Source organism: Bordetella sp. N (assembly GCF_001433395.1).
In the GTDB taxonomy this organism is placed as follows: domain Bacteria; phylum Pseudomonadota; class Gammaproteobacteria; order Burkholderiales; family Burkholderiaceae_B; genus Bordetella_C.
The window spans coordinates 5,158,942-5,181,104 of the sequence record NZ_CP013111.1 but is presented as its reverse complement, the minus strand read 5'-3'; the positions used below and the strand labels follow the sequence as shown (position 1 = coordinate 5,181,104).

The window sequence follows — 22,163 nt, the reverse complement described above, 5'->3', positions numbered from 1 at the left end:
ACGCTGTCGGATTCGTGGCCAGGACGCAGCCCGCGTCGCGTGTCAGCTGGCTTGCAGCCGCATGCGCAGCAACCATCCCGCCAGCACCGCGGCCAGCAGCGCGCACAGCGTGCCGCCCAGGAAAGCCGCCTGGTAGCCCTGGTTCAGGGCCAGGGCCGGTGCCGCGCCCGCGGCCGCCGCCGCATCGGTGCGTGATGCCGCCAGGCTCGCCAGTACGGCCAATCCCAGGGATCCACCCATCATGAAGGCCGTGTTGACGATGCCTGACGCCAGGCCCGATTCGCTGGGCTCCACGTCGCTCATCGCGGCCAGCAGCATGGGATTGAAGGCGATGCCGCCGCCCAGGCCCAGCAACAGCATGCCCGGCAGCACGTGCGCGACGAAACCGCCGTCGGCCGGTGCAAGGCTGAACAGCGCCAGGCCCAGGGCGGCCAGCAGCAGCCCCGCCGTGAGGGGCCCCTTGACGCCGAAGCGCATGACCAGCCGTGCCGATACACCCAGTGAAAGCACCGCCATGATCAGGTTGGCGGGCAGGAAGGCCAGGCCTATGCCCATGGCGTCGTAGCCCAGCACGCGCTGCAGGTACAGCGCGGAGATGAAGAACCAGGCGAACAGGGCGCCGGCCCACAGGATGCCCACGACATTGGCGACCACCACGTTGCGGCGGCGGAACAGGCGCAATGGCACCAGGGGCGCCCGCACGCGCGCTTCGATGAAGAAGAACGCCACCAGCAACAGCGCCGCCGCGGACAGCATCCATACCGTCTGCATCGACGTCCAGCCGGCTTCGTTGCCGTTGACCACCGCATAGACGGCCAGCATCAGCGCCAGCGTGATGGTGACGGCGCCGCCGATGTCGAGGCGGCCGGTCATGGCCTGGCCGCGGCCCTGAGGAATGAGCCGCACGCACAGGCCGTACACCAACGCGCCGATGGGGATGTTGACCAGAAAAATCCAATGCCAGCTGAGGACCGTGGTCAGCAGTCCGCCAAGCAGCACGCCCAGGCTGCCGCCGCCCGCGCACACGAAGCCATAGACACCCATGGCCTTGGCCCGCTCCGCGGGCTCGGTGAACAGGTTCATGACCAACGACAGCGACACCGCGGACACCACCGCGCCACCCAGCCCTTGCACGGCGCGCGCGGCAATGAGGAACTCGCGCGTCTGCGCCAGGCCGCAGGCCAGGGACGCCAGCGTGAACAAGGCCAGGCCGGCGAGGAACAGGCGGCGATGGCCGTACAGGTCACCCAGGCGCCCGCCCAGCAGCAGGAAGCCGCCGAAGGTCAGCATGTAGGCATTGACCACCCACACCAGCGCGGTTTCGCTGAAGTGCAGATCAGTACGAATGGAAGGCAGTGCAACGTTCACGATGGTCGTGTCGAGCACGATCATCAACACGCCCAGACACAGTATGGTCAAGGCCAGCCAGCGACGCCGGCCTTCGATGCCGTGGCTGCCTGGTTCCATCAACCTGTCTTCTTCTTCACGGAAGCGGGCTTCAGCAGCCGTCCCAGATAATGCCCGGTGTGGCTGTCCGGCGACTGCGCGACCGTTTCAGGCGTGCCTTCCGCCACGACACGTCCGCCACCGTCGCCGCCTTCCGGGCCCATGTCGACGATCCAGTCCGCCGTCTTGATGACGTCCAGATTGTGCTCGATGATCAACACCGTATTGCCTGCCTCGACCAGCTGGTTGAGTACCTTCAGCAGCAGCTCGATGTCGTGGAAATGCAGGCCCGTGGTGGGTTCGTCCAGGATGTACAGCGTACGGCCCGTGCTGCGGCGGGACAGTTCCAGCGACAGCTTGACGCGTTGCGCTTCACCCCCCGACAGCGTGGTCGCGCTCTGGCCCAGACGGATATAGGACAGGCCCACGTCGATCAGCGTCGTCAGCTTGCGCGCGATCGCGGGTACGGACTCGAAATACTCCAGTGCCTGCTCGACCGTCAGGTCCAGCACCTCGCTGATATTGCGGCCGCGATAGCGGATTTCCAGCGTCTCGCGGTTGTAGCGCTTGCCGTGGCAGACATCGCAAGGCACGTACATGTCGGGCAGGAAATGCATCTCCACCTTGACCACGCCGTCGCCCTGGCAGGCTTCGCAGCGGCCGCCCTTGACGTTGAAACTGAAGCGGCCGGGGTCGTAGCCGCGGGTGCGTGCTTCCGGTACACCAGCGAACAGTTCGCGGATGGGCGTGAACAGGCCGGTGTAGGTGGCCGGATTACTGCGCGGCGTGCGGCCGATGGCGCTCTGGTCGACGCTGATGATCTTGTCGAAGTGCTCCAGGCCTTCCATCGACGCATAGGGCGCCGGTTCGGACTGGGCATGGTGCAGCTGGCGCGACACCGCCACCGCCAGTGTGTCGTTGATCAAGGTCGACTTGCCTGAGCCCGACACGCCCGTCACGCAGACCAGGCGGCCGCCCGGAATGCGCAGGTCGACGTTCTTGAGGTTGTTGCCGGTGGCGCCGATCACGGTCAGCCAGGGCAGGGTGTCGTCGACCGGACGGCGTTGCGGAATCTCGATGGCGCGCCGGCCGCTCAGGTACTGGCCCGTCATCGACTTCGGATTTTCCTCCACTTCCGCGGGCGTGCCATAGGCCACCACCTGGCCGCCATGCTCGCCCGCGCCGGGGCCCATGTCGACCACGTAGTCGGCCATGCGGATCATGTCTTCGTCATGCTCGACCACGATCACGCTATTGCCCAGATCGCGCAGGTGTTGCAGCGTGCCGATGAGGCGGTCGTTGTCGCGTTGGTGCAGGCCGATGGACGGTTCGTCCAGCACATACATCACGCCGGTCAGGCCGGAGCCGATCTGGCTGGCCAGGCGGATGCGCTGCGCCTCGCCGCCGGAGATCGTATCGGCGCTGCGGTCCAGCGACAGGTAGTTCAAGCCGACGTTGTTGAGGAAGCTCAGGCGCGCCTCGATTTCGCGCACGATGCGCTGCGCGATCTCCTGTTTGGCGCCGGTCAGCGCCAGCGCCTGGAACCAGGCCAGGCAGTCCGACAGGGGCATGCCTTCGACTTCATAGATGGCGCGGCCGTGCCGTTCGCTGCCGGGATGCGCTTCATTGCCGATCAGCACGTGGCGCGCTTCGGCGCGCAGGCGTGAGCCGCCGCAATCGGGGCAGGTCTTGATCGCGCGGTACTTGCCCAGCTCTTCGCGCACGGTGGCGGAATCGGTTTCCTTCCAGCGGCGTTCCAGGTTGGGAATCACGCCTTCGAAGGTGTGACGCTTGACGGTGCTGCGGCCTTTTTCGTTCAAATAGACAAAGGCGATTTCTTCCTCGCCCGAGCCGAACAGCACTTTGTGGCGGACATCGTCAGGCAGGCTTTCAAACGGCGCCTCGATGTCGAATTCGTAATGCGCGGCCAGGCTGGTCAGCAGCGAGTGCGTGAACGCATTGCGGCGGTCCCAGCCCCGGATGGCGCCGGCCGCCAGGCTCAGTTCCGGGAAGGCCACCACGCGCTTCGGATCGAAGAAGCCCACCTGACCGATGCCATCGCAGCTGGGGCAGGCGCCCATGGGATTGTTGAAGCTGAAGAGGCGCGGTTCCAGCTCCGGCAGGCTGTGGCTGCAGACCGGACAGGCATAGCGGCTGGAGAACACCTGCTCGCGGCCGCTGTCCATGTCCAGCGCCAATGCGCGGCCGTCGGCCAGGGTGAGGGCGGTTTCAAAGCTTTCCGCCAGGCGCTGCTTGCTTTCGGGCCGCACGCGCAGACGGTCGATCACCACGTCGATGTCGTGCTTCTCGGTCTTTTTCAGCGGCGCCATGCTGTCGAGTTCGACCATCTGGCCGTTCACCCGCAGCCGCACATAGCCCTGCGATTGCAGGCTGGCGGATTCGTCCTCGAAGCCGCCTTTGCGGCCGCGGACCACCGGCGCCATGATGGCCAGGCGGGTTTCCGCCTGCCAGGTCAGCACCGCGTCCACCATCTGGCTGACGCTTTGCGCCTGCAGCGGCAGACCGTGGTCCGGGCAGTAGGGCGTGCCGACGCGAGCGTAAAGCAGGCGCAGGTAGTCGTGGATTTCCGTGATCGTGCCGACCGTGGAGCGCGGGTTGTGGCCCGCCGCCTTCTGTTCGATGGAGATCGCGGGCGACAGGCCCTCGATGAGGTCGACGTCCGGCTTGTCCATCAGTTGCAGGAACTGGCGGGCATAAGCGGAGAGGCTTTCGACGTAACGGCGCTGCCCTTCGGCGTAGAGCGTGTCGAAGGCGAGCGAGGATTTGCCCGAACCGGACAGACCCGTCATGACCACCAGCTTCTGACGGGGCAGGTCCAGCGAGACGTTCTTGAGGTTGTGGGTGCGAGCACCCCGAATGCGTATCGCGTCCATCAGGTCGGTTTCAGCAGATTCAAAGGGCAACTTGGTACTATAGCGCGCCGGACTGTCCCCAGTCGCGGCCGCATTTCTTGGTAACGCATGCCGGATCACGTCAAACTACAGCTCACCTCTTCTGAACGCCGTGCCAGCATCGCGCTGGCGGGCCTGTTTGCCTGTCGGATGCTGGGCCTGTTTCTGCTGCTGCCCGTCTTCACTGTTGCAGCAAAAGGCTTGCCCGGGGGCGACAGCCCGGCCCGGGTCGGGCTTGCCATGGGCATGTATGGCCTGACCCAGGCGATTCTGCAGATTCCCTTCGGTTTGGCGTCCGACCGCTGGGGACGGCGGCCGGTGGTGCTGCTTGGGCTGACCCTGTTCGTGATCGGCAGCGTGGTCTGTGCGCTGTCGCCGGATGTGTTCTGGATCACCATCGGGCGGGCCATCCAGGGCGCCGGCGCGATTTCCGCTGCCATTACCGCCTGGCTGGCCGACGCCACCCGGGACGAAGTGCGCACCCGCGCCATGGCCATGGTGGGCGGGTCGATCGGCCTGTCCTTTGCCGTTTCGCTGGTGGCGGCGCCCTTGCTGGTGGGCTGGTGGGGCCTGACAGGCTTGTTCTGGACCATCGCCTGCCTGGGGCTGGCCGCGCTGGCGGTGGCCCGTTGGGTGGTGCCGCTGGCGCCGCGCAGCGATGACCGTGGCATGGCGGGGCGGCGTCCGAGTGCCGTTTTGCTGCATCCCGACCTGCTGCGCCTGAATTTCGGCGTGTTTTGCCTGCATTTGACCCAGGTGTCGCTGTTCGTGGTGGTGCCGGCGCTGCTGGCTCGGCTGGGCGGCCTGGATGCGCATGACCTGTGGAAGGTCTATCTGCCGGTCATCCTGATTTCCTTCGTGCTGATGGTCCCGGCGGTCTTCGTCACGGAAAAGCGCCGTGCCCATCGGGGCGCCTTGCGGGCGGCGGTGGCCTTCCTGATCGTCGTGCTGGCCGCGATGCCCTGGGCCAGCCACAATTTCTACACCCTGATGGCCCTGCTGACGGGCTTCTTCGTCGCCTTCAACATCCTGGAGGCCCTGCAGCCGTCGCTGGTTTCGCGGGTGGCCCCGCGGGAGTACAAGGGGTTGGCGTTGGGGTTCTATAACACCTCGCAAGCGGCCGGCCTGTTCTGTGGCGGCGCCTTGGGCGGGGTATTGGCCGCGCATGTCGGCGCCAGCGGCGTCTTCGTGGCGGTTGCCTGTCTGGCCCTGGTCTGGCTGGCGGTCGGCTGGGCGATGAAGCCTTTGGCCTGAAGAACCGTCCCCCAATTCGTGACAGATCGCCGGCGCGAAACTGTCCGTGACCGGATTGCCCCGCTGCTGCCACGTCCGGGGGATAAACAGTAGAATACCGGCCTGACGTGTGGCGCTCCTGCGGCGTCATCAACCAGCAGATCGCTTCAGGCGGTCTGCTCGGCTTTGACGGGACGATTCGATCCCCAAGCGCGGGGATCTCGTCCCGGCGGTTTTTCACAAATTTCAGTCCTGTACGTAAGTTTCTTATGCCGGGGCAACGAGGACATCAGCATGGCATCTGTCAACAAAGTAATCATCGTCGGCAACCTCGGGCGTGATCCCGAAGTGCGCTACAGCCCTGACGGCGCGGCCATCTGTAACGTTTCCATCGCGACCACGTCGCAGTGGAAGGACAAGAACAGCGGCGAAAAGCGCGAAGAAACCGAATGGCACCGCGTCGTCATGTACAACCGCCTGGCTGAAATCGCCGGCGAGTACCTGAAGAAGGGCCGTTCCGTTTACATCGAAGGCCGTCTGAAGACGCGCAAGTGGCAAGACAAGGACACCGGCGCTGACCGTTACAGCACCGAAGTCGTCGCCGACCAGATGCAAATGCTGGGCGGCCGCGAAGGCGGCGGTGCGGGTGGTGGCGGTGGTGGCGATTACGGCGGCTACGACGAAGCGCCGGCCCCGCGCCAGCAGCGTCCGGCCCCGCAGCGCCCCGCGCCCCAACAGCAACGCCCGTCCTCCCCGGCTCCGTCGGGCGGCGGCGCCAACCTGGCGGACATGGACGACGATATTCCGTTCTAGATTGGAACAAGCCCGCTTTTTTGTGGGTACAGGGCCTGTATTCTCTAGAGAATGCAGGCCTTTTTTTGGCTGCCTTAAGGTTCTGCCTCCAGCGCCCTCTGGGCACGATATCCATGCCGAGTGCATTTTATTAAGGTGCTCTGCATCACCTGGCGCAACAAAATACGCAAATCTCAGAGGACATTTCGAGGCATCGAACCAGGGCTCGATTGCAGTAGGGAGGGGCAATTCTTTGAAGCCTGGTCTTAAGTCTGCCTTCGAAAATCTGGATCTGTTCGAGGCAGACTGTTTTTCAAGTGTCATCCCACCCTCGCCAGTGCCGCCACTTTCTTACTCCCGTATCCATGATGCTTTTGTACAGGGCAATCGCTCGCCTAAAAGGGCAGGTGTAGCGCCTATACGCAGGTATGCCCGCGTCTAGAGCAGTTCACCCGGTGAGCGTGCAACGCGCACGCCCGGGAGACCTCGGGGAGACATACTGGTTCGCAGCTGCCCGACGTGGACCGGCAGCTAGACAAGGGGCGCCCGGCGCAGCGGAGGTTGCTTTAGCTAGAATCAACGTTGACAGTTGCAAGCTGCGGGCAGTTAGCAGAGCAGAGCTTCGAAGCCTGGATCGGGGCTAGATTTTCCGTCAGATGATCAGCTGTGGGGCGCAATTGCGCACGGAAATCTTCACCAAGTTCGGCATTGCATTCCAGCGTTTGCCCAAGACCCGCGCAGCATGGCCTTCACCGACCTCTGAGCTGAGCTTTGAATCTAATACTGGCGAGCTCATAAGTAGTTGTAGTACAACCCAGCGGGCACGATACATAGCCCCCGTCCCAGCATCGCCTTTCGATCCATAGCCAACGCGCGCTACTCCCCATGCCTTCATCCAAGTTCACTTACGACCTGCCGTCTGGAGCTTCAAGCCTGTTCATTAAAGAAGAACACATCGAATACGGCTTCCTTGGCAAGCTTCAGAACTTGAAGTACGAATACCGCGACGACATTCGCGATCGCGCCACGCTGGAAAAAAATTTCCGGGAGAAATTCGAGGCCCTCAACCGCGTCAAGCTGACCGAAGCCGAGTTCGCCAGGCTCTTGGATGAAATCGTTACTTCGGATGTCTATACCGCTGCCAAGACCTTGCGCGGCATCAATTCCTTTGCCCGCGACGACGGCACGCCTTTGAACTACACGCTGGTGAACATCAAGGACTGGTGCAAAAACCAATTCGAGGTCGTCCGCCAGCTCCGCATCAATACTGACAATAGCCACCACCGCTACGACGTTCTCATCCTCATCAACGGTGTGCCCTGTGTGCAGATCGAATTGAAAACGCTGGGCGTGAATCCACGCAGGGCCATGGAGCAGATCGTTGACTACAAGCTGGAACCCGGCAACGGCTATACCAAGACGCTGCTTTGCTTCATGCAGCTCTTCATAGTAAGCAACCGCGACCGCACCTACTACTTCGCAAATAATAACTCTCGCCACTTCGCTTTCAATGCCGACGAACGCTTTCTGCCCATCTATGAGTTTGCAGGTGAAGACAATCGCAAGATCACCCAACTCGACGAGTTCGCCGAGCACTTCCTGAGAAAGTGCGATCTCGGCCGCACCATCAGCCGCTACATGGTGCTGCTCGCGGGAGAGCAAAAGCTCATGATCATGCGGCCCTACCAGGTCTATGCCGTCCAGCACATCGTCAAGTGCATCGACGAAGACAACGGTAACGGCTACATCTGGCACACCACGGGCAGCGGCAAGACGCTCACCTCCTTCAAGGCCTCCACCCTGCTGAAGGAAAACGACCACATCCACAAATGTGTGTTCGTCGTCGACCGCAAAGACCTCGACCGCCAGACGCGGGAGGAGTTCAACAAGTTCCAGGAAGGCTGCGTCGAAGAAAACACCAACACCGCCGCCCTCGTGCGCCGTCTGCTTTCTGAGGACTACGCCGACAAGGTCATCGTCACCACCATCCAGAAGCTGGGCCTGGCGCTGGACGAAAACAGCAAGCGCAACAAGCAGCGCAGCAAGAACGGCCAAGCCACCTACAAGGAACAGCTCGAAGCGCTGAAGGACAAGCGCATCGTCTTCATCTTCGACGAATGCCACCGCTCGCAGTTTGGCGAGAACCACAAAGCCATCAAAGCGTTCTTCCCCAAGGCGCAGCTCTTCGGCTTCACCGGCACGCCCATCTTCGAGGCCAATGCCGCCTTGCAGAAGATCGAGGACACCCAGGCCTCCATGCGAACCACGGCGGACCTCTTCCAGAAGCAGCTCCACGCCTACACCATCACCCACGCCATCGAGGACGGCAACGTCCTGCGCTTCCACGTCGATTACTTCAAGCCCGAGGGCAAGAAGCCGCCCAAGCCCGGCGAGGCCGTCGCCAAGAAGGCCGTCATCGAAGCCATCCTCGCCAAGCACGATGCCGCCACCGGCGGACGTCGCTTCAACGCAATCCTCGCCACCGCGTCCATCAATGAAGCCATCGAATACCACGCACTGTTCAAGACGATGCAGGCGGAAAAACAGGCCGCCGATCCCGATTTCAAGCCGCTGAACATCGCCTGCGTCTTCTCCCCGCCTGCCGAGGGCGACCCGGATGTCAAGCAGATCCAGGAAGACCTGTCGCAGGAGCAGGCGGACAACGAAGAAGACCCCGAGGGCAAGAAAGCCGCTCTCAAGGCCATCCTCGCCGACTACAACGCCCGCTACGGCACCAACCACCGCTTGAGCGAGTTCGACCTCTACTACCAGGATGTGCAAAAGCGCATCAAAGACCAGCAGTGGCCGAATGCCGACTACCCCCCGGCGCAGAAGATCGACATCACCATCGTGGTGGACATGCTGCTCACCGGTTTCGATTCCAAGTTCCTGAACACGCTCTACGTGGACAAGAACCTCAAGCACCACGGCTTGATTCAGGCCTTCTCACGCACCAACCGCGTGCTCAACGGCACCAAGCCCTACGGCAACATCCTCGACTTCCGCCAGCAGCAAGATTCCGTCGATGCCGCCATTGCCCTCTTCTCCGGCGAGAAGACCGGCGAGCAGGCGCGGGAAATCTGGCTCGTGGACAAGGCCCCCGTCGTCATCCAGAAGCTGGAGACCGCCGTGCAGAGGCTGGACGCCTTCATGAAGTCCCAGGGCCTGGCCTGCACGCCATCCGCCGTGGCCAACCTGAAGGGCGACGAGGCCCGCGCTGCCTTCATCACCCACTTCAAGGAAGTCCAGCGGCTCAAAACCCAGCTCGACCAATACACCGACCTCACCGGGGACAACAGAGCAGCCATCGAGCAGGTGCTGCCCAATGAAAACCTGCGCGGCTTCAAAGGCCAGTACCTGGAAACCGCCAAGCAGCTCAGAGACCAGCAGGGCAAGACCGCCGGCAAGGACGACACCACCGAGGACCCGGTGGACCAGCTCGACTTTGAGTTCGTCCTCTTCGCCTCCGCCGTCATCGATTACGACTACATCATGGGCCTGATCGCCAAGTTCTCGGAGAAAGGTCCAGGCAAGTCGAAGATGACCCGCGAGGAACTCATCGGCCTCATCAGCGCCGATGCCAAGTTCATGAACGAGCGCGACGACATCGCCGAATACATCGCCACGCTCCAGGCCGGTGAAGGCCTCTCTGAGACAGCCATCCGCGAGGGCTACACCCGCTTCAAGGCCGAGAAGAACGCCAAGGAACTCGCCGCCATTGCCGCCAAGCACGGCCTCGCCATCGCTACCCTTCAAACCTTCGTGGACGGCATCCTCGACCGCATGATCTTCGACGGCGAACAGCTCAGCGACCTCATGGCTCCGCTCGACCTCGGCTGGAAAGCCCGCACCCAGGCCGAACTCGCCCTGATGGAAGACCTCCACCCCCTCCTCACCAAACGCGCCGGTGGCCGCGACATCTCAGGACTCAGCGCGTATGAGCAGTAAGAACAAAACCACTGCGGCAAAGGAAGAGGCAAAGCCCGCACTGGTGCCGAAGCTGCGGTTTCCTGAATTTCAAAGCGCTGGCGACTGGACGACAGTAGAGCTCGGGGCGGTTGCGACGATCCGTACGGAAAAAGTTGGCAACAACATTTGCGTGCCGATGAGCATCACATCGGGCGTGGGGCTTGTGAGCCAAGAAGAAAAATTTGGGCGCGTGATCGCGGGCGACTCATACAAAAATTACGTGCTCTTGAAGCCATACGACTTTGCTTACAACAAGAGCGCCACCAAAGAGTACCCCGAGGGTTTTCTCACCTTGTACTCGGGCGCTGAGCTGGCAGCGGTCCCGAACAGCATCTTCACTTGCTTCCGCGTCAACGGGGAGTCGCCTGATGTACGGTTTCTGAATTATCAATTCTCAGACAACCTACACGGGCGCTGGCTGCGTAAATTTATTCAGGTGGGCGCTAGGGCTCATGGCTCGTTGAGCATCAACGACAACGATTTGATGGCCCTGCCTGTTCCCGTCCCGGCGGGAACGACATCTGTCGCCGAACAAAAAAAAATCGCCGAGTGCCTGAGTTCGGTGGACGAGCTGATCGCCGCGCATGCGCGGAAAGTGGACGCGCTCAAGACCCATAAAAAAGGGCTGATGCGGCAGCTTTTCCCCCGCGAAGGCGAAACCCAACCCCGTCTCCGCTTCCCCGAATTCCAAAACGCCGGGAAGTGGGACTTCAAGCCATTTGAGGAGTTCGTAACGAAGTCCTTCTACGGCACGTCCAGTTCGACTTCACCGACAGGAAAGTATCCGGTCCTCCGCATGGGGAACATGTTGGACGGCGGCTTGGATTTCACAAACTTGGTCTATATCGATTTGGATCCCGATTCGTTTGAATCGTTCCGACTGGAAGACGGAGACATTCTTCTCAACAGAACCAACAGTCCTGCGCTGGTCGGAAAGATTTCGCTCTTCCGGCTCAAGTCGGAGTGCATGACTGCTTCCTACATCGTCACGTATCGCCTGAACAAAAAGCGAATCGATCCTTCGTTCTGCAACTCGATGCTGAACACGCCGCTATATCAGGCGCGAATCAGATCGTTCGCAAAGCCAAGCGTCAGTCAGGTAAACATCAACCCGACCACTTTCAAGAAGGACTTAATCGTTTCGGTCCCATCCCTCCCCGAACAAGAACGCATCGCCTCGTGCCTGAGCAGCCTCGACGCCCTGATCACCACCGAAACCCAAAAGCTCGAGGCCCTCAAGACCCATAAGAAAGGGCTGATGCAGCAGCTTTTTCCATCCCCGGAGGAAGTTGAGGCATGAGCTCGCAGTCCTATGCAGATTTGAACAGTTTGGCTGTCGACTTCCGACAGCAACTGGAGGTCAAGATGTTTGTCCTCCTTTACGCCTACAACGGAACAGGTAAGACCCGCCTATCTGCGGCCTTCAAAGACCTCGGCAAAAAGCCGACCACAGATGCGCTGACGAATGAGGCGGGAGAGTCGCTGGAAGCTGAGGCAGGCGAAGCAGTTGAGGTCGAGGTCATGCAGCGTGACACTCTTTACTTCAATGCCTACACGGAAGACTTGTTTACATGGCACAACGATCTCGACGAGGACAGCGAACGCTATTTGGTCCTTCATCCATCGTCCAGATTCTTCGCTGGGCTTGAAGAGCTGGAGATGGATACCCGGATTCGCCCGCTTTTGCAGCGTTACGCAGACTTCGACTTTCGGTTGGACACGCTTCCGGTAAAGGATGCGCAGGGAAATTTCATCCGGGACGAGAGGATCGTGCGCTTCTTCCGCGAAGTAATTAGAGATGGAAAGACCTCCACTGTAGACAGCATCAAAATTTCCCGGGGCGAGGAGAATATTTTCATCTGGTGCTTCTTCCTCGCCATCGTCCGGCTGGCCATCGATGACGACGGTACCGGACCGTACAACTGGGTCAAATACATCTATATCGACGACCCGATTTCATCACTGGACGAGCACAACGCCATCGTGGTCGCTAATCATCTGGTGCAGCTATTCCGTGAAACGCCGAATCAGCTCAAGACGGTTATCTCCACACATCACATCCTGTTTTTCAATGTGCTGAGCAACGAGATCAAGAATCTGCTCAACACCCGGGACTTTCCGCAATACTGCCTCAACAGGGATCGAACCGGTGGCGGCTACAAGTTGTATCGGCAAAAGTCCGACACGCCGTTCTTCCACCACGTCGCCTCACTGGTGGAGCTTTATGGGGCCGCACAGAGCGACAAAATCTATACGCACCACTTCAACACGCTGAGGTCGGTGCTGGAAAAGACTGCGGTGTTTCACGGTTACGGGCATTTTTCCGCCTGCATAAAGAAAGACCCAAACGACGCTGACGGCATCCTGCACCAGCGGTTCATCGATCTCCTTAGTCACGGCAAATACTCGCTGTATGAACCGAAGGAGATGGGCGAGGAAACGCGGGACTATTTCCGCACCATCCTTTACGGATTCCTGAAGGACTTTCCTTTTAATCCTGCCTTGTTTCCGGCTGCGCCAACTACAGCCGCACCTGCCACGACCCCATGAACGATTCCAATCAAAAACAGCTGAACCAGACCCTCTGGAGCATCGCCGACCAACTGCGCGGGGCGATGGATGCGGACGACTTCCGCGACTACATGCTGTCTTTCCTCTTCCTGCGCTACCTCTCCGACAACTACGAGACGGCGGCGAAGAAGGAATTGGGGCGAGACTACCCCGATGTCGGCGGCGACACCCGCAAGGTGCCGCTGGTGCTTTGGTATGCGAACAACGTTGACGACATCCCGGCGTTCGAGAAGCAGATGCGCCGCAAGGTGCACTACGTCATCCAGCCAGCGCACCTCTGGAACGGCATCGCCAACCTGGCACGTACCCAGAACGCAGAGCTGCTGAACACGCTTCAAGCGGGCTTCAAATACATCGAGACGGAATCCTTCGAGAGCACCTTTCAGGGCCTGTTCTCCGAGATCGATCTGAGTTCCCCCAAGCTCGGCAAAACCTACGCCGACCGGAACGCCAAGCTCTGCGCCATCATCCAGAAGATCGCCGAAGGGCTGGCCGAGTTCTCTACCGACATCGACGCGCTGGGCGATGCCTATGAATACCTGATCGGCCAGTTTGCCGCCGGGTCCGGCAAGAAAGCGGGCGAGTTCTACACCCCGCAGCAGATTTCCGACATCCTCTCTGCCATCGTCACGCTGGACAGCCAGGAACCGAGAACCGGGACCAAGAAGCGACTGGAGAGCGTGATGGACTTTGCCTGCGGTTCCGGTTCGCTGCTGCTCAACGTGCGCAAGAAGGTGAATAAGGCCGGCGGCACCATCGGCAAAATCTTCGGCCAGGAAAAGAACATCACGACCTACAACCTCGCGCGCATGAACATGCTGCTGCACGGGGTGAAGGACACGGAGTTCGAGATCTTCCACGGCGATACCCTGCTCAACGAGTGGGACATGATGCGGGAGCAGAACCCGGCCAAGAAGCCGAGCTTTGATGCCATCGTCGCCAACCCGCCCTTCAGCTACCGCTGGGAACCGACCGACGCGCTGGCCGACGACGTGCGCTTCAAGAGCCACGGCCTCGCGCCCAAGTCCGCTGCCGACTTCGCCTTCCTGTTGCACGGCTTTCACTACCTCAAAGACGAGGGCGTGATGGCCATCATCCTGCCGCACGGCGTGCTGTTTCGGGGCGGAGCGGAGGAACGCATCCGCACCAAGCTGCTGAAGGATGGGCATATCGACACGGTGATCGGCCTGCCCGCCAATCTGTTCTATTCCACCGGCATCCCCGTCTGCATCCTGGTGTTGAAGAAGTGCAAGAAACCGGACGACGTGTTGTTCATCAACGCCGCCGAGCATTTCGTTAAAGGCAAGCGTCAGAACCAGCTGACCGACGAGCAGATCGCCAAGATCATCAAAACCTACCAGTTTCGTGAGGAAGAGCCACGCTATTCCCGCAAGGTGGAGATGGCCGAGATCGAGAAGAACGATTTCAACCTGAACATCTCGCGCTACATCAGCACGGCGGTGGACGAGGTGGAAATTGATCTGGATGAGACTCACCAACAGCTGGTGGAGATTGAAAAGGCGATTGCGGCAGCGAAGGACAAGCACAACGCTTTTCTTAGAGAACTTGATTTGAAGCCGTTGCCATAGTCACTCACATTGACTGGTCCGCGCAGGTCTCGACCTCAGCCTACGTAAAGAAGGTCGCGGCATGCTGCTGCACCAAGCAGTACAGCGTGGTCTGCTCTGGGCGGCGGCGCTCGTAGTGAACAGGTGCGCTACTCGGCGCCCGCAGGGGCTGCCGGTCGATGGCTTGCACGCAAGGCTCCCGAAGTGGTGAGCCGGCACGGTCTGAAGCCTTACACGGCGTCTCGATTACTCCGAGTGCCGCGTACTGGCGGGCGCCTGCCTCTGTGGCACCTCGTTCTTGTGATCGGTTGACGGTTGCTTTCGGCACGACCTCGAAGAGACGGGGAGCCAGGAAGCTGCCTGACGTCACCGTCTGATTGCCGTAAGCAGCCCTAGTATGCATAGGCACCACACCAGCAAGAAAGGTCTCACGCCTGGGCTTAAAGGTCAGTTTCACTGGAGTACACAATGTTCAGAGTGTTAACAAACCAGGGGTTCAGGGATGGTTATTAACGGACTAGAGATGGATGCACTGCCATACATCCATTCCTTCATCTAGATGACTCGCATCGAGTTATCTAATTAACGAAAAAAGTAACCATAACCGTTCTGATTTCGAGAAGCGAATCTGTCGCGTGCCAAGGCCCGCGTTCCCGACAGGGGGCGCGGGCCTTTTTCTTTGTCGGCCACTAGCGGGTTCCATGATCGAACTTCTCCCGCCGCGCCGTTACTCACCGAACCACTACTTCCTCTTCCATATAGGTGAGTCCATGCGCAAGACTGCCAAGCCGGCTGTTCTTTCCCTCACAAGGAGAGCGTGCGATGAGTGACGCTGCGGAAATTTTTCTGGAGGGAAAGACAGAACTGGCGTTTATGACCAACCTGTTGGCCGATCTGCCGCGCTACGTCGATGTCAGGTATATCCTTGCCGACAGTCCTGATGCCATGCGACCCATGGCGCTGCGCACGCTGCTGTCCAGGCGGACGCCAGTCGTGATGGTGTTCCAGGCGCACACGATAGACGAACAGAAAGCCGCGGCCGCATTACAGGACCTGAACGATTACCTGTCCTGGGAAAGCGTACGAGTGCCCTTCAAGATCATCCAGTTCGTGCCGGAGATAGAAGTCCTGTTCTTCCAGTCGCCCACAACACTCGAATTCCTGACCCGGCAGAAACTGACCGCGGAAATGGTGGGCGTGGGAAAGGCAGCACCAAGACAACTGATCAAGGCGCTTACCGCCGGCAAGGAAACACTGGAGTTGATCGGCCGGCTGCGGCCCGAGGATTGGGCAGAACTGCGCCGCCTGCCTCGCATCGCCGACCTGCGGTCGTTCCTGTTGAACCTCAGAACCGCCGCGGCGGCCTGACCCATAAAGCCCTAAAACCCTTCAAGCCTTTAAAACCCCTTCGGCGCGCTAAGACTGGCCCACAGATGCGCGGCCGCCATGGTGCGATGCGGGCTATAGCGTTTCAGAAGCTCCTCCGCCGCGAGGATATCCGGCCGGGTTTCCAGCCCCCACAGCTTGCCGATGGCCGACCGCACCGCCACGTCGCCGTGCAACGAACAATCCGGTTGGCCATAGCCGCGCAGCAGCGCATAGTTGACCGTCCAGGGCCCGATACCTTTGACGGCCAGCAATGCCGCACAGATCGACTCCACGGTGTTGGTGGGGCTCTCGACGATATCCAGCTCGCCACTCGCCACCAAGGTCGCCAGCCTCAGCACCGTTTCGGCCTTGGAACGCGAATACTGGCGGCTGAGCAGCTCTTCCACGGGAAGGCGCGCCGCGTCGGCCGCCGACGGATAACACCACAAGCCGCTGCTATGCCGCTGCCCCGCCAACTGGATGAAGGTACGCCGCAGCGTCACCGCGAAGGACACATTGATCTGTTGTCCCATCACCGCCCAGGTCAGCGCCTCGAACACCGACGCGGACTGGACGATGCGCAGGCTCTTCTGCTTCTTGGTCAGCGGGCCGAATACGGGGTCGGCCGCGACGAACGTCGAAAACCCGCGCGGATCCAGCCGCAAGCCCAACAAGCCCCGCACGATCTCCACGGCCGGCGTTTGCATGCCGTCCGTCACGGTGCCGTCGACCGCCACCGTACACACCGCCTCCGTCTTCGACACCTGGATGTCGAAGACCGCCGGCAGGCCATCCAGCAGGATGCCCTTCCGTAAGCCGGTTTCCGAAACCACCTCGGACACCGCTTCCTTATCTCTTCCGTGGAAATGGATGGCGTCCGCCAGGCTGTAACCACGGGGCAGGGGGAGTTTGAAGGAAAAATGCATCGGTCTGAGCGGAAGGTTATTTCCCGCATGATCGTACATCCACTCGGCCCACGGCCGGCCCCCGCCCCAGGCACTGCTCCAGGCCCCGCCCCCGGCACTGCCTATAATTGCCCCTTGACCACGTCTTAGCGCCAGTCCTGTCGCGCCCTATGTCCGCTTCGCCACTTCGCGTGCTGTCGATCATCCCCCCGATGACGCAGTTGAATACGCCCTATCCGTCCACTGCTTATCTCACCGGCTTCTTGCGGTCGCGCGGGGTCACGTCCTTCCAGGAAGACCTGGCGCTTGCGCTGGTGCTGCGCCTGCTGTCGCCGCAGGGGCTGCGCGCGGTGATCGAACGCATCGAAGCGATGCCGGCACAAAAACACAGCCGCGCCGTCCAGTCGTTCATGGCGCAGCAGGCGCGCTATCTGTCCACGATCGGACCCGTGATCGCCTTCCTGCAAGGACGCGACTCCACGCTGGCGCACCGCATCGTGGCGCGTAATTTCCTGCCCGAAGGCCCGCGCTTCAACTCGCTGGACGTGTACGTCGACGATGACGGTGGCGACCCCCTGAGCTGGGCCTTCGGCGCCCTGGGCCTGCATGACCGCGCCAAGCACCTGGCCACCTTGTACCTGAACGACCTGGCCGACGTCCTGCGTGACGCCATCGATTCCCGCTTCGAGTTCGTGCGCTACGCCGAGTCCCTGGCCGGCAGCCAGCCCACCTTCGACCCCTTGGCCGACGCCCTGGCAGCGCCGTTCAACCTGGTCGACGACACGCTGCGCGAGCTCACCGCGCAAGCCCTGGCGCGCCACACGCCGACGATGGTGCTGATATCGGTGCCGTTTCCCGGCAATGTCTATGCGGCCTTCCGCATCGCCCAGGCGATCAAGGAACAGGACCCGAGCATCGTCACGGTAGTGGGCGGTGGCTTCGTCAACACGGAGCTGCGCGAGCTCAAGGACCCGCGCGTGTTCGATTACTTCGACTTCGTCACGCTGGATGCCGGCGAGCGGCCTTTGCTGGCCCTGATGGAGCACCTGGAAGGAAAGCGTTCGCGCCAGCGCCTGGTACGTACTTTCCTGCGCGACGCGGATAGCGGCGCGGTGCGCTATGTGAACATGGTCGAGCCGGACGTCGCGTTCGAAGATGTCGGCACGCCGACCTGGGACGGCCTGCCGCTGGACCGCTACCTGTCCCTGCTCGACATGCTGAACCCGATGAACCGGTTCTGGAGCGACGGGCGCTGGAACAAGCTGACCATCGCGCATGGCTGCTACTGGAAGAAATGCAGCTTCTGCGATGTCAGCCTGGACTACATTGGCCGCTATGAAGGCGCATCGGCAAAGGTGCTGGCGGACCGCATCGACACTATCGTGCAGGAAACCGGCCAGACGGGCTTTCACTTCGTCGACGAGGCCGCGCCACCCAAATCGCTGAAGGCCTTGGCCACCGAGCTGATCGAGCGCAATGCGGGTATCTCGTGGTGGGGCAACATCCGCTTCGAAAAAACCTTCAGTCCCGAACTGTGCGAGCTGCTGGCGGACAGTGGCTGCATCGCCGTGTCAGGCGGCCTGGAGGTCGCATCGGATCGCCTGCTGAACCTGATGAAGAAAGGGGTGTCGATCGATCAGGTCGCACGGGTGACGCGAGCCTTCACCGATGCCGGCATCATGGTGCACGCCTATCTGATGTACGGCTTCCCCACGCAGACGGTGCAGGACACCGTCGACGCGCTGGAATACGTGCGGCAGCTGTTCGAAAACGGCTGCATCCAGAGCGGCTTTTTCCATCGTTTCGCCTGTACGGTGCATTCGCCGGTGGGACTGAACCCCGAGGAATACGGCGTGACCTTGCGGCCGCTGCCGCCGGTGACGTTCGCCAAGAATGACATCGGCTTCCATGACCCCACGGGCGTGGATCACGACGCGTTGGGCGTGGGCCTGAAAAAGGCCATCTACAACTTCATGCACGGCATCGGCGTGGAAGAAGACGTGCGCAGCTGGTTCCCCTTCAAAGTGCCGAAAACCACCGTCTCGCGCAATCGCATCAGCCGGGCATTGAGCCAGCAGCGATAATCCACTCAGAGATGCGGCGCGCCACGTCGCCGCTGTTGCTGTCCATCATCGGGAAGTGCGAGTTGCCCGGTACGCCCATGTCGGCCAGGCGCCAGAACGTGACGCGGGCGTGGGCTTCTTCCAGGCGAGTGGCGTAGTCCTGGCCGGCGCGCGTCAGGTCTTGCCAAAGCGGTGTTGCGTCAAGAAAGTCGCCGTACACGAACAGCACGGGCTTGTCCGTCATGCTGTGCTCAGCCACCTTGGGCGAGAAGCCCGAAGGTTCGATGGCGACGATGCCGCGCACGAGTTCAGGGCGCGCCTGCGCGGCGCGGAAGCCGACTTCGCCGCCATGGCTGTGCATCATCACCAGGCACGGGCCGACGCGGTCGAGCACCGCACAGAAACCTTGCAACGCCGCATCGTTGTTGCCCAGCCAGCGCGGCACGGCGTGACGCATCAGCGTATCGAATGACGCGACCGGGAAACGTTGTCCTGCAAACGCTTGTCGTTCGGGCCAGCCCCGCGCCGAGCCGATGCGGAACAGCGTCCAGCTTTCTTCCGCGTTGCGGATGATGGGCGCGTCTGACCAGATTTCTTCGAAAGGCGTCCAGCCCGCGCGGCCGCGCTCCACGTTGTCGACCACGTAGACCGCATGGCCTCTGCGCAGGAAGTCCTGTACCCAGCCTTGGCGCCCGTCCGGCGTCTGCTCCCACATCGCGCCGGTCATGCCGCCGCCGTGCAGCATCACGATGGGCAAGGGATGACGCAGCTCGGCAGGAATGAAGTACTGCACGTAAGCCTGTTCGACGTGGTACGTGCCATTGGGGTCGTAGTCGAAGGACGCCGTCTGCGTGAACTTGATCGCGCGCGCTTCCTTGCCTTCGATGCGTACCGTCCGTCCGCCGACAAAGAAACTGCCGAAGTCGGCCAGCGCGATGGGGTCATTCATATCGGAAATCGTTTCGCCACAGGTGAGGGAGTTGACTATAAGCTATAGGCTAACCGGCTCGGCGATGGGGCGCGTTTTTGCGCGCGCCCGCGCCGTTCCCTACAGGAGAGCGCTATGACCAAGCCCGTGAAGGTTCCCGGTCCCGATCATCCCATCGATGTCCGTCCCGCCAATGCTCATGTGGTGGTGACGGCCGCCGGCCGGGTGGTGGCGGATACGTGGTCGGCATTGGTGTTGAAAGAAGCTTCCTATCCGCCCGTCTATTACATACCGCGCGCGGATGCCGATATGGCGCAGCTCTTGCGTTCCGAACACGTTACGCACTGTCCCTATAAGGGCGATGCCTCCTACTACAGCATTGCTGGCGAAGACGAGCGTGGACGCGATGCGGTGTGGACCTACGAGAAACCGCATCCCGCGGTTGCCGCCATCGCGGGTCACCTGGCCTTCTATCCTGATCGCGTGGGACGATATCGAAATCACGCCGGCGCTTTAAGCTTTAATCCAGCCGCGCAGTCAGGCGATTCCCTGGAACGCCACCACGCGGCCATAGAAGCGTCCCGCCACGGCGGAGACATGGCGGGGATCGCCCGTGGTCAGGTAGACCGTTGCGGGCGGCGCCTCCGAAGACGGAGCCGCGGAAAAACGCGGATGCCGCGTCAGATAACGCCGCAAACTCGCGGCGGTGACCTCGCCCTGCGTCAGCAGCTTCACCTGCGGCGGCAGCGCTTCCCTGAACAGGTGTTCGATAAGCGGATAGTGCGTGCAAGCCAGGATGCACACGTCGGGAACGTCATGCTGCCGCGCCAGCAACTCGTCCACATACGCCCTGACGAAAGGCCGGATGGCGTCGTCGCCGGCATCATCGTCGATCATCTTGGCCAGCTCGGGACAAGCCTGCTGGGATACCCGGATGGCCGGCGCGCGTTTGGCGATCTCGGTGACGTAGGCGCCGGTGTTCACCGTGTGCTGGGTCGCGCACACGGCGACATGCAAGGCCGGGTTGCCATCTGAAGGGGGCATGGGGGCGGCTTCGGCTTCCCAGGGCATGCCCGTAATCGCTTCGATCATCGGCACGATGATGCCGATGACCCGATGTTGCGGATACTTGTGCGGCAACCAGGTCTGCTGCAATTGCCGCAGTCCGGTCGCCGCCGCGGTATTGCAGGCGATGATGACCAGCGAACAACCCAGGCCGAACAGGCGCTCGATCCCGCGCAGGGTCAGGCCGTAGATGTCCGCGGGCGAACGATTGCCATAGGGGGCGTTGCCGTGGTCGCCCAGATAAATGAACGACTCCGTGGGAAGTGCATGCTCCAGGGCGCGCATGACCGTCAGGCCACCGCTGCCGGAGTCGAAAACGCCGATCACCGCGATTTCTCCGAAACGAGGAATCGCCATTATCGTTAATTTTCCCGGTGCCCTTATTCGAACTGGTACAGCCGCGCAGGGTTGTCGACCAGGACCGCCTGCTTCTCGCGTTCATTCACCCAGCCGCAGAACGCGCCCAGCTGCAGGCCATCGTCGATCGGGTGCAGCGGCTCGCTGCTATCGACCAGGCGGGGCTTGCCGGGCCAGCCGCCGGTATGCGGCCAGTCCGTGCCCCACAGCATGCGGTCCAGGCGCGTGTCGATGAAGGCCCGGCCGATGTCGTGCGCGGCGCTGGGAGGACGGCCGTCTTCCCACGTCGTCAAGCGATACGGCGCCGAGAGTTTCACGTAGATGTTGCCGTCGGCGATGGCTTGCAGCAGGATGTCCAGGCCGGGTTGGCGCGGCCCCAGCATGGCACTGGCCAGCGCGAAATGGTCGATCACGACGGGAACCGGGCAACTCGCCAACGTGCGCGCCATGGCGCTGATGACCGACAGGTTGCTGTAGATCTGCACATGCCAGCCCAGGTCCGCCACCTGCGCGGCGGTGCGCGCCAGGGCGTCGCGGGCCACCTGGGGATCCTGCTGTCCGTACGATTGCAGATTGACCCGCGCGCCGCGTACGCCCGCGTCGTGCAAGGCGCGCAATTCAGCGCGGGAGATGTCCGGCGCCAGCACGGCCACGCCGCGTGCGGCATGGCCCGCGTCGTTCAAGGTGCGCAAGGCATCGGTCATGCAGCGATTGTCGGTGCCCTGGGGGCTGGCCTGCACGACGACCACGCGATCGACACCCAGCGCCGCATGCAGCGCCAACAGATCGTCGGTGGACGCCACGCCGGGCATGAACACGCGGTCTGCCGCCAATGGGTAGCGATCGAAGGGGCCGAAGATGTGGACGTGGCAGTCGCAAGCGCCAGGGGGAATGACGGCGCCTGCTTCGCTATGGGTGACGTCGAGAATGGTACGGCTGTTGTTGCTCATTCTGTTGATGCTCATTCGAATGTCCTTGGTCGCGGT

General features: G+C 61.7%; 14 protein-coding genes and 1 pseudogene. 9 read left to right on the top strand and 6 right to left on the bottom strand.

Annotation, left to right across the window (positions count from 1 at the left end; genetic code table 11):
• Positions 1-42: 42 nt before the first annotated feature.
• Together ASB57_RS22330 and uvrA are read right to left on the bottom strand one after the other, a co-directional pair.
• Entirely contained in the window at positions 43-1,467 is a 1,425-nt protein-coding gene (locus ASB57_RS22330) for a DHA2 family efflux MFS transporter permease subunit (protein WP_057654190.1), read from the bottom strand.
• Positions 1,467-4,340, bottom strand: coding sequence for an excinuclease ABC subunit UvrA (gene uvrA, locus ASB57_RS22325; protein ID WP_057654189.1), 2,874 nt, complete (start codon positions 4,338-4,340; stop codon positions 1,467-1,469). The genes ASB57_RS22330 and uvrA overlap by 1 nt, the downstream gene beginning before the upstream one ends.
• An 87-nt stretch (positions 4,341-4,427) precedes the next feature.
• Between uvrA and ASB57_RS22320 the strand changes: the two genes are divergently transcribed.
• The 7 genes from ASB57_RS22320 (at position 4,428) to ASB57_RS22290 (ending at position 15,859) form a co-directional block, all read left to right on the top strand.
• Positions 4,428-5,612 carry an MFS transporter gene (locus tag ASB57_RS22320; protein ID WP_057654188.1) on the top strand — a complete coding sequence of 395 codons (1,185 nt, stop codon included), beginning with the start codon at positions 4,428-4,430 and terminating at the stop codon, positions 5,610-5,612.
• Positions 5,613-5,885: 273 nt separating this feature from the next.
• On the top strand, positions 5,886-6,404 hold the full coding sequence (ssb, locus tag ASB57_RS22315; RefSeq protein WP_057654187.1) for a single-stranded DNA-binding protein: 519 nt from the start codon (positions 5,886-5,888) through the stop codon (positions 6,402-6,404).
• Between the two features lie 864 nt (positions 6,405-7,268).
• The gene (locus tag ASB57_RS22310) at positions 7,269-10,331 is read left to right on the top strand and encodes a type I restriction endonuclease subunit R (RefSeq protein WP_057654186.1); all 3,063 of its coding nucleotides are present in this window, start codon (positions 7,269-7,271) and stop codon (positions 10,329-10,331) included.
• On the top strand, positions 10,321-11,652 hold the full coding sequence (locus ASB57_RS22305) for a restriction endonuclease subunit S (protein ID WP_057654185.1): 1,332 nt from the start codon (positions 10,321-10,323) through the stop codon (positions 11,650-11,652). Before ASB57_RS22310 ends, ASB57_RS22305 begins: the two co-directional genes overlap by 11 nt.
• Positions 11,649-12,902, top strand: coding sequence for an AAA family ATPase (locus tag ASB57_RS22300; RefSeq protein ID WP_057654184.1), 1,254 nt, complete (start codon positions 11,649-11,651; stop codon positions 12,900-12,902). The genes ASB57_RS22305 and ASB57_RS22300 overlap by 4 nt, the downstream gene beginning before the upstream one ends.
• Positions 12,899-14,512, top strand: a complete 1,614-nt coding sequence (locus tag ASB57_RS22295) for a type I restriction-modification system subunit M (protein WP_057654183.1) — start codon at positions 12,899-12,901, stop codon at positions 14,510-14,512. Before ASB57_RS22300 ends, ASB57_RS22295 begins: the two co-directional genes overlap by 4 nt.
• An 801-nt stretch (positions 14,513-15,313) precedes the next feature.
• The gene (locus tag ASB57_RS22290) at positions 15,314-15,859 is read left to right on the top strand and encodes a hypothetical protein (protein ID WP_057654182.1); all 546 of its coding nucleotides are present in this window, start codon (positions 15,314-15,316) and stop codon (positions 15,857-15,859) included.
• Positions 15,860-15,888: 29 nt separating this feature from the next.
• Here the strand turns inward: ASB57_RS22290 and ASB57_RS22285 are convergent, their stop codons facing one another.
• Positions 15,889-16,785, bottom strand: a complete 897-nt coding sequence (locus tag ASB57_RS22285; RefSeq protein ID WP_057654181.1) for a DNA-3-methyladenine glycosylase — start codon at positions 16,783-16,785, stop codon at positions 15,889-15,891.
• A gap of 149 nt (positions 16,786-16,934) precedes the next feature.
• Between ASB57_RS22285 and ASB57_RS22280 the strand changes: the two genes are divergently transcribed.
• A complete protein-coding gene (locus ASB57_RS22280; protein ID WP_197424793.1) occupies positions 16,935-18,848 on the top strand; it encodes a radical SAM protein in 1,914 nt (637 codons plus the stop codon).
• Here the strand turns inward: ASB57_RS22280 and ASB57_RS22275 are convergent.
• Positions 18,820-19,776: an alpha/beta fold hydrolase gene (locus ASB57_RS22275; RefSeq protein ID WP_057654179.1), complete on the bottom strand. Its 957-nt coding sequence runs from the start codon at positions 19,774-19,776 to the stop codon at positions 18,820-18,822. The genes ASB57_RS22280 and ASB57_RS22275 overlap by 29 nt on opposite strands.
• A 114-nt stretch (positions 19,777-19,890) precedes the next feature.
• On the opposite strand from ASB57_RS22275, the pseudogene ASB57_RS30720 reads away from it, so the two are divergent.
• Positions 19,891-20,272, top strand: a pseudogene (locus tag ASB57_RS30720) (DUF427 domain-containing protein).
• A 20-nt stretch (positions 20,273-20,292) separates the two neighbouring features.
• On the opposite strand, the gene ASB57_RS22265 reads toward ASB57_RS30720, so the two are convergent.
• Both ASB57_RS22265 and ASB57_RS22260 read right to left on the bottom strand, forming a co-directional pair.
• A complete protein-coding gene (locus ASB57_RS22265) occupies positions 20,293-21,177 on the bottom strand; it encodes a glutamate racemase (protein ID WP_197424791.1) in 885 nt (294 codons plus the stop codon).
• A 23-nt stretch (positions 21,178-21,200) separates the two neighbouring features.
• A complete protein-coding gene (locus ASB57_RS22260; RefSeq protein ID WP_197424789.1) occupies positions 21,201-22,142 on the bottom strand; it encodes an amidohydrolase in 942 nt (313 codons plus the stop codon).
• Positions 22,143-22,163: the final 21 nt, after the last annotated feature.

Bases quoted from the DNA above. Each gene is read 5' to 3' on its own strand.
- ASB57_RS22265 (WP_197424791.1), bottom strand. From the start codon at position 21,177: ATGGCGATTCCTCGTTTCGGAGAAATCGCGGTGATCGGCGTTTTCGAC.
- ASB57_RS22285 (WP_057654181.1), bottom strand. From the start codon at position 16,785: ATGCATTTTTCCTTCAAACTCCCCCTGCCCCGTGGTTACAGCCTGGCG.
- ASB57_RS22280 (WP_197424793.1), top strand. From the start codon at position 16,935: ATGTCCGCTTCGCCACTTCGCGTGCTGTCGATCATCCCCCCGATGACG.
- ASB57_RS22330 (WP_057654190.1), bottom strand. From the start codon at position 1,467: ATGGAACCAGGCAGCCACGGCATCGAAGGCCGGCGTCGCTGGCTGGCC.
- ASB57_RS22310 (WP_057654186.1), top strand. From the start codon at position 7,269: ATGCCTTCATCCAAGTTCACTTACGACCTGCCGTCTGGAGCTTCAAGC.
- ASB57_RS22300 (WP_057654184.1), top strand. From the start codon at position 11,649: ATGAGCTCGCAGTCCTATGCAGATTTGAACAGTTTGGCTGTCGACTTC.
- ASB57_RS22295 (WP_057654183.1), top strand. From the start codon at position 12,899: ATGAACGATTCCAATCAAAAACAGCTGAACCAGACCCTCTGGAGCATC.
- ASB57_RS22260 (WP_197424789.1), bottom strand. From the start codon at position 22,142: ATGAGCATCAACAGAATGAGCAACAACAGCCGTACCATTCTCGACGTC.
- ASB57_RS22305 (WP_057654185.1), top strand. From the start codon at position 10,321: ATGAGCAGTAAGAACAAAACCACTGCGGCAAAGGAAGAGGCAAAGCCC.
- ASB57_RS22320 (WP_057654188.1), top strand. From the start codon at position 4,428: ATGCCGGATCACGTCAAACTACAGCTCACCTCTTCTGAACGCCGTGCC.
- ASB57_RS22290 (WP_057654182.1), top strand. From the start codon at position 15,314: ATGAGTGACGCTGCGGAAATTTTTCTGGAGGGAAAGACAGAACTGGCG.
- ASB57_RS22275 (WP_057654179.1), bottom strand. From the start codon at position 19,776: ATGAATGACCCCATCGCGCTGGCCGACTTCGGCAGTTTCTTTGTCGGC.
- ssb (WP_057654187.1), top strand. From the start codon at position 5,886: ATGGCATCTGTCAACAAAGTAATCATCGTCGGCAACCTCGGGCGTGAT.
- uvrA (WP_057654189.1), bottom strand. From the start codon at position 4,340: ATGGACGCGATACGCATTCGGGGTGCTCGCACCCACAACCTCAAGAAC.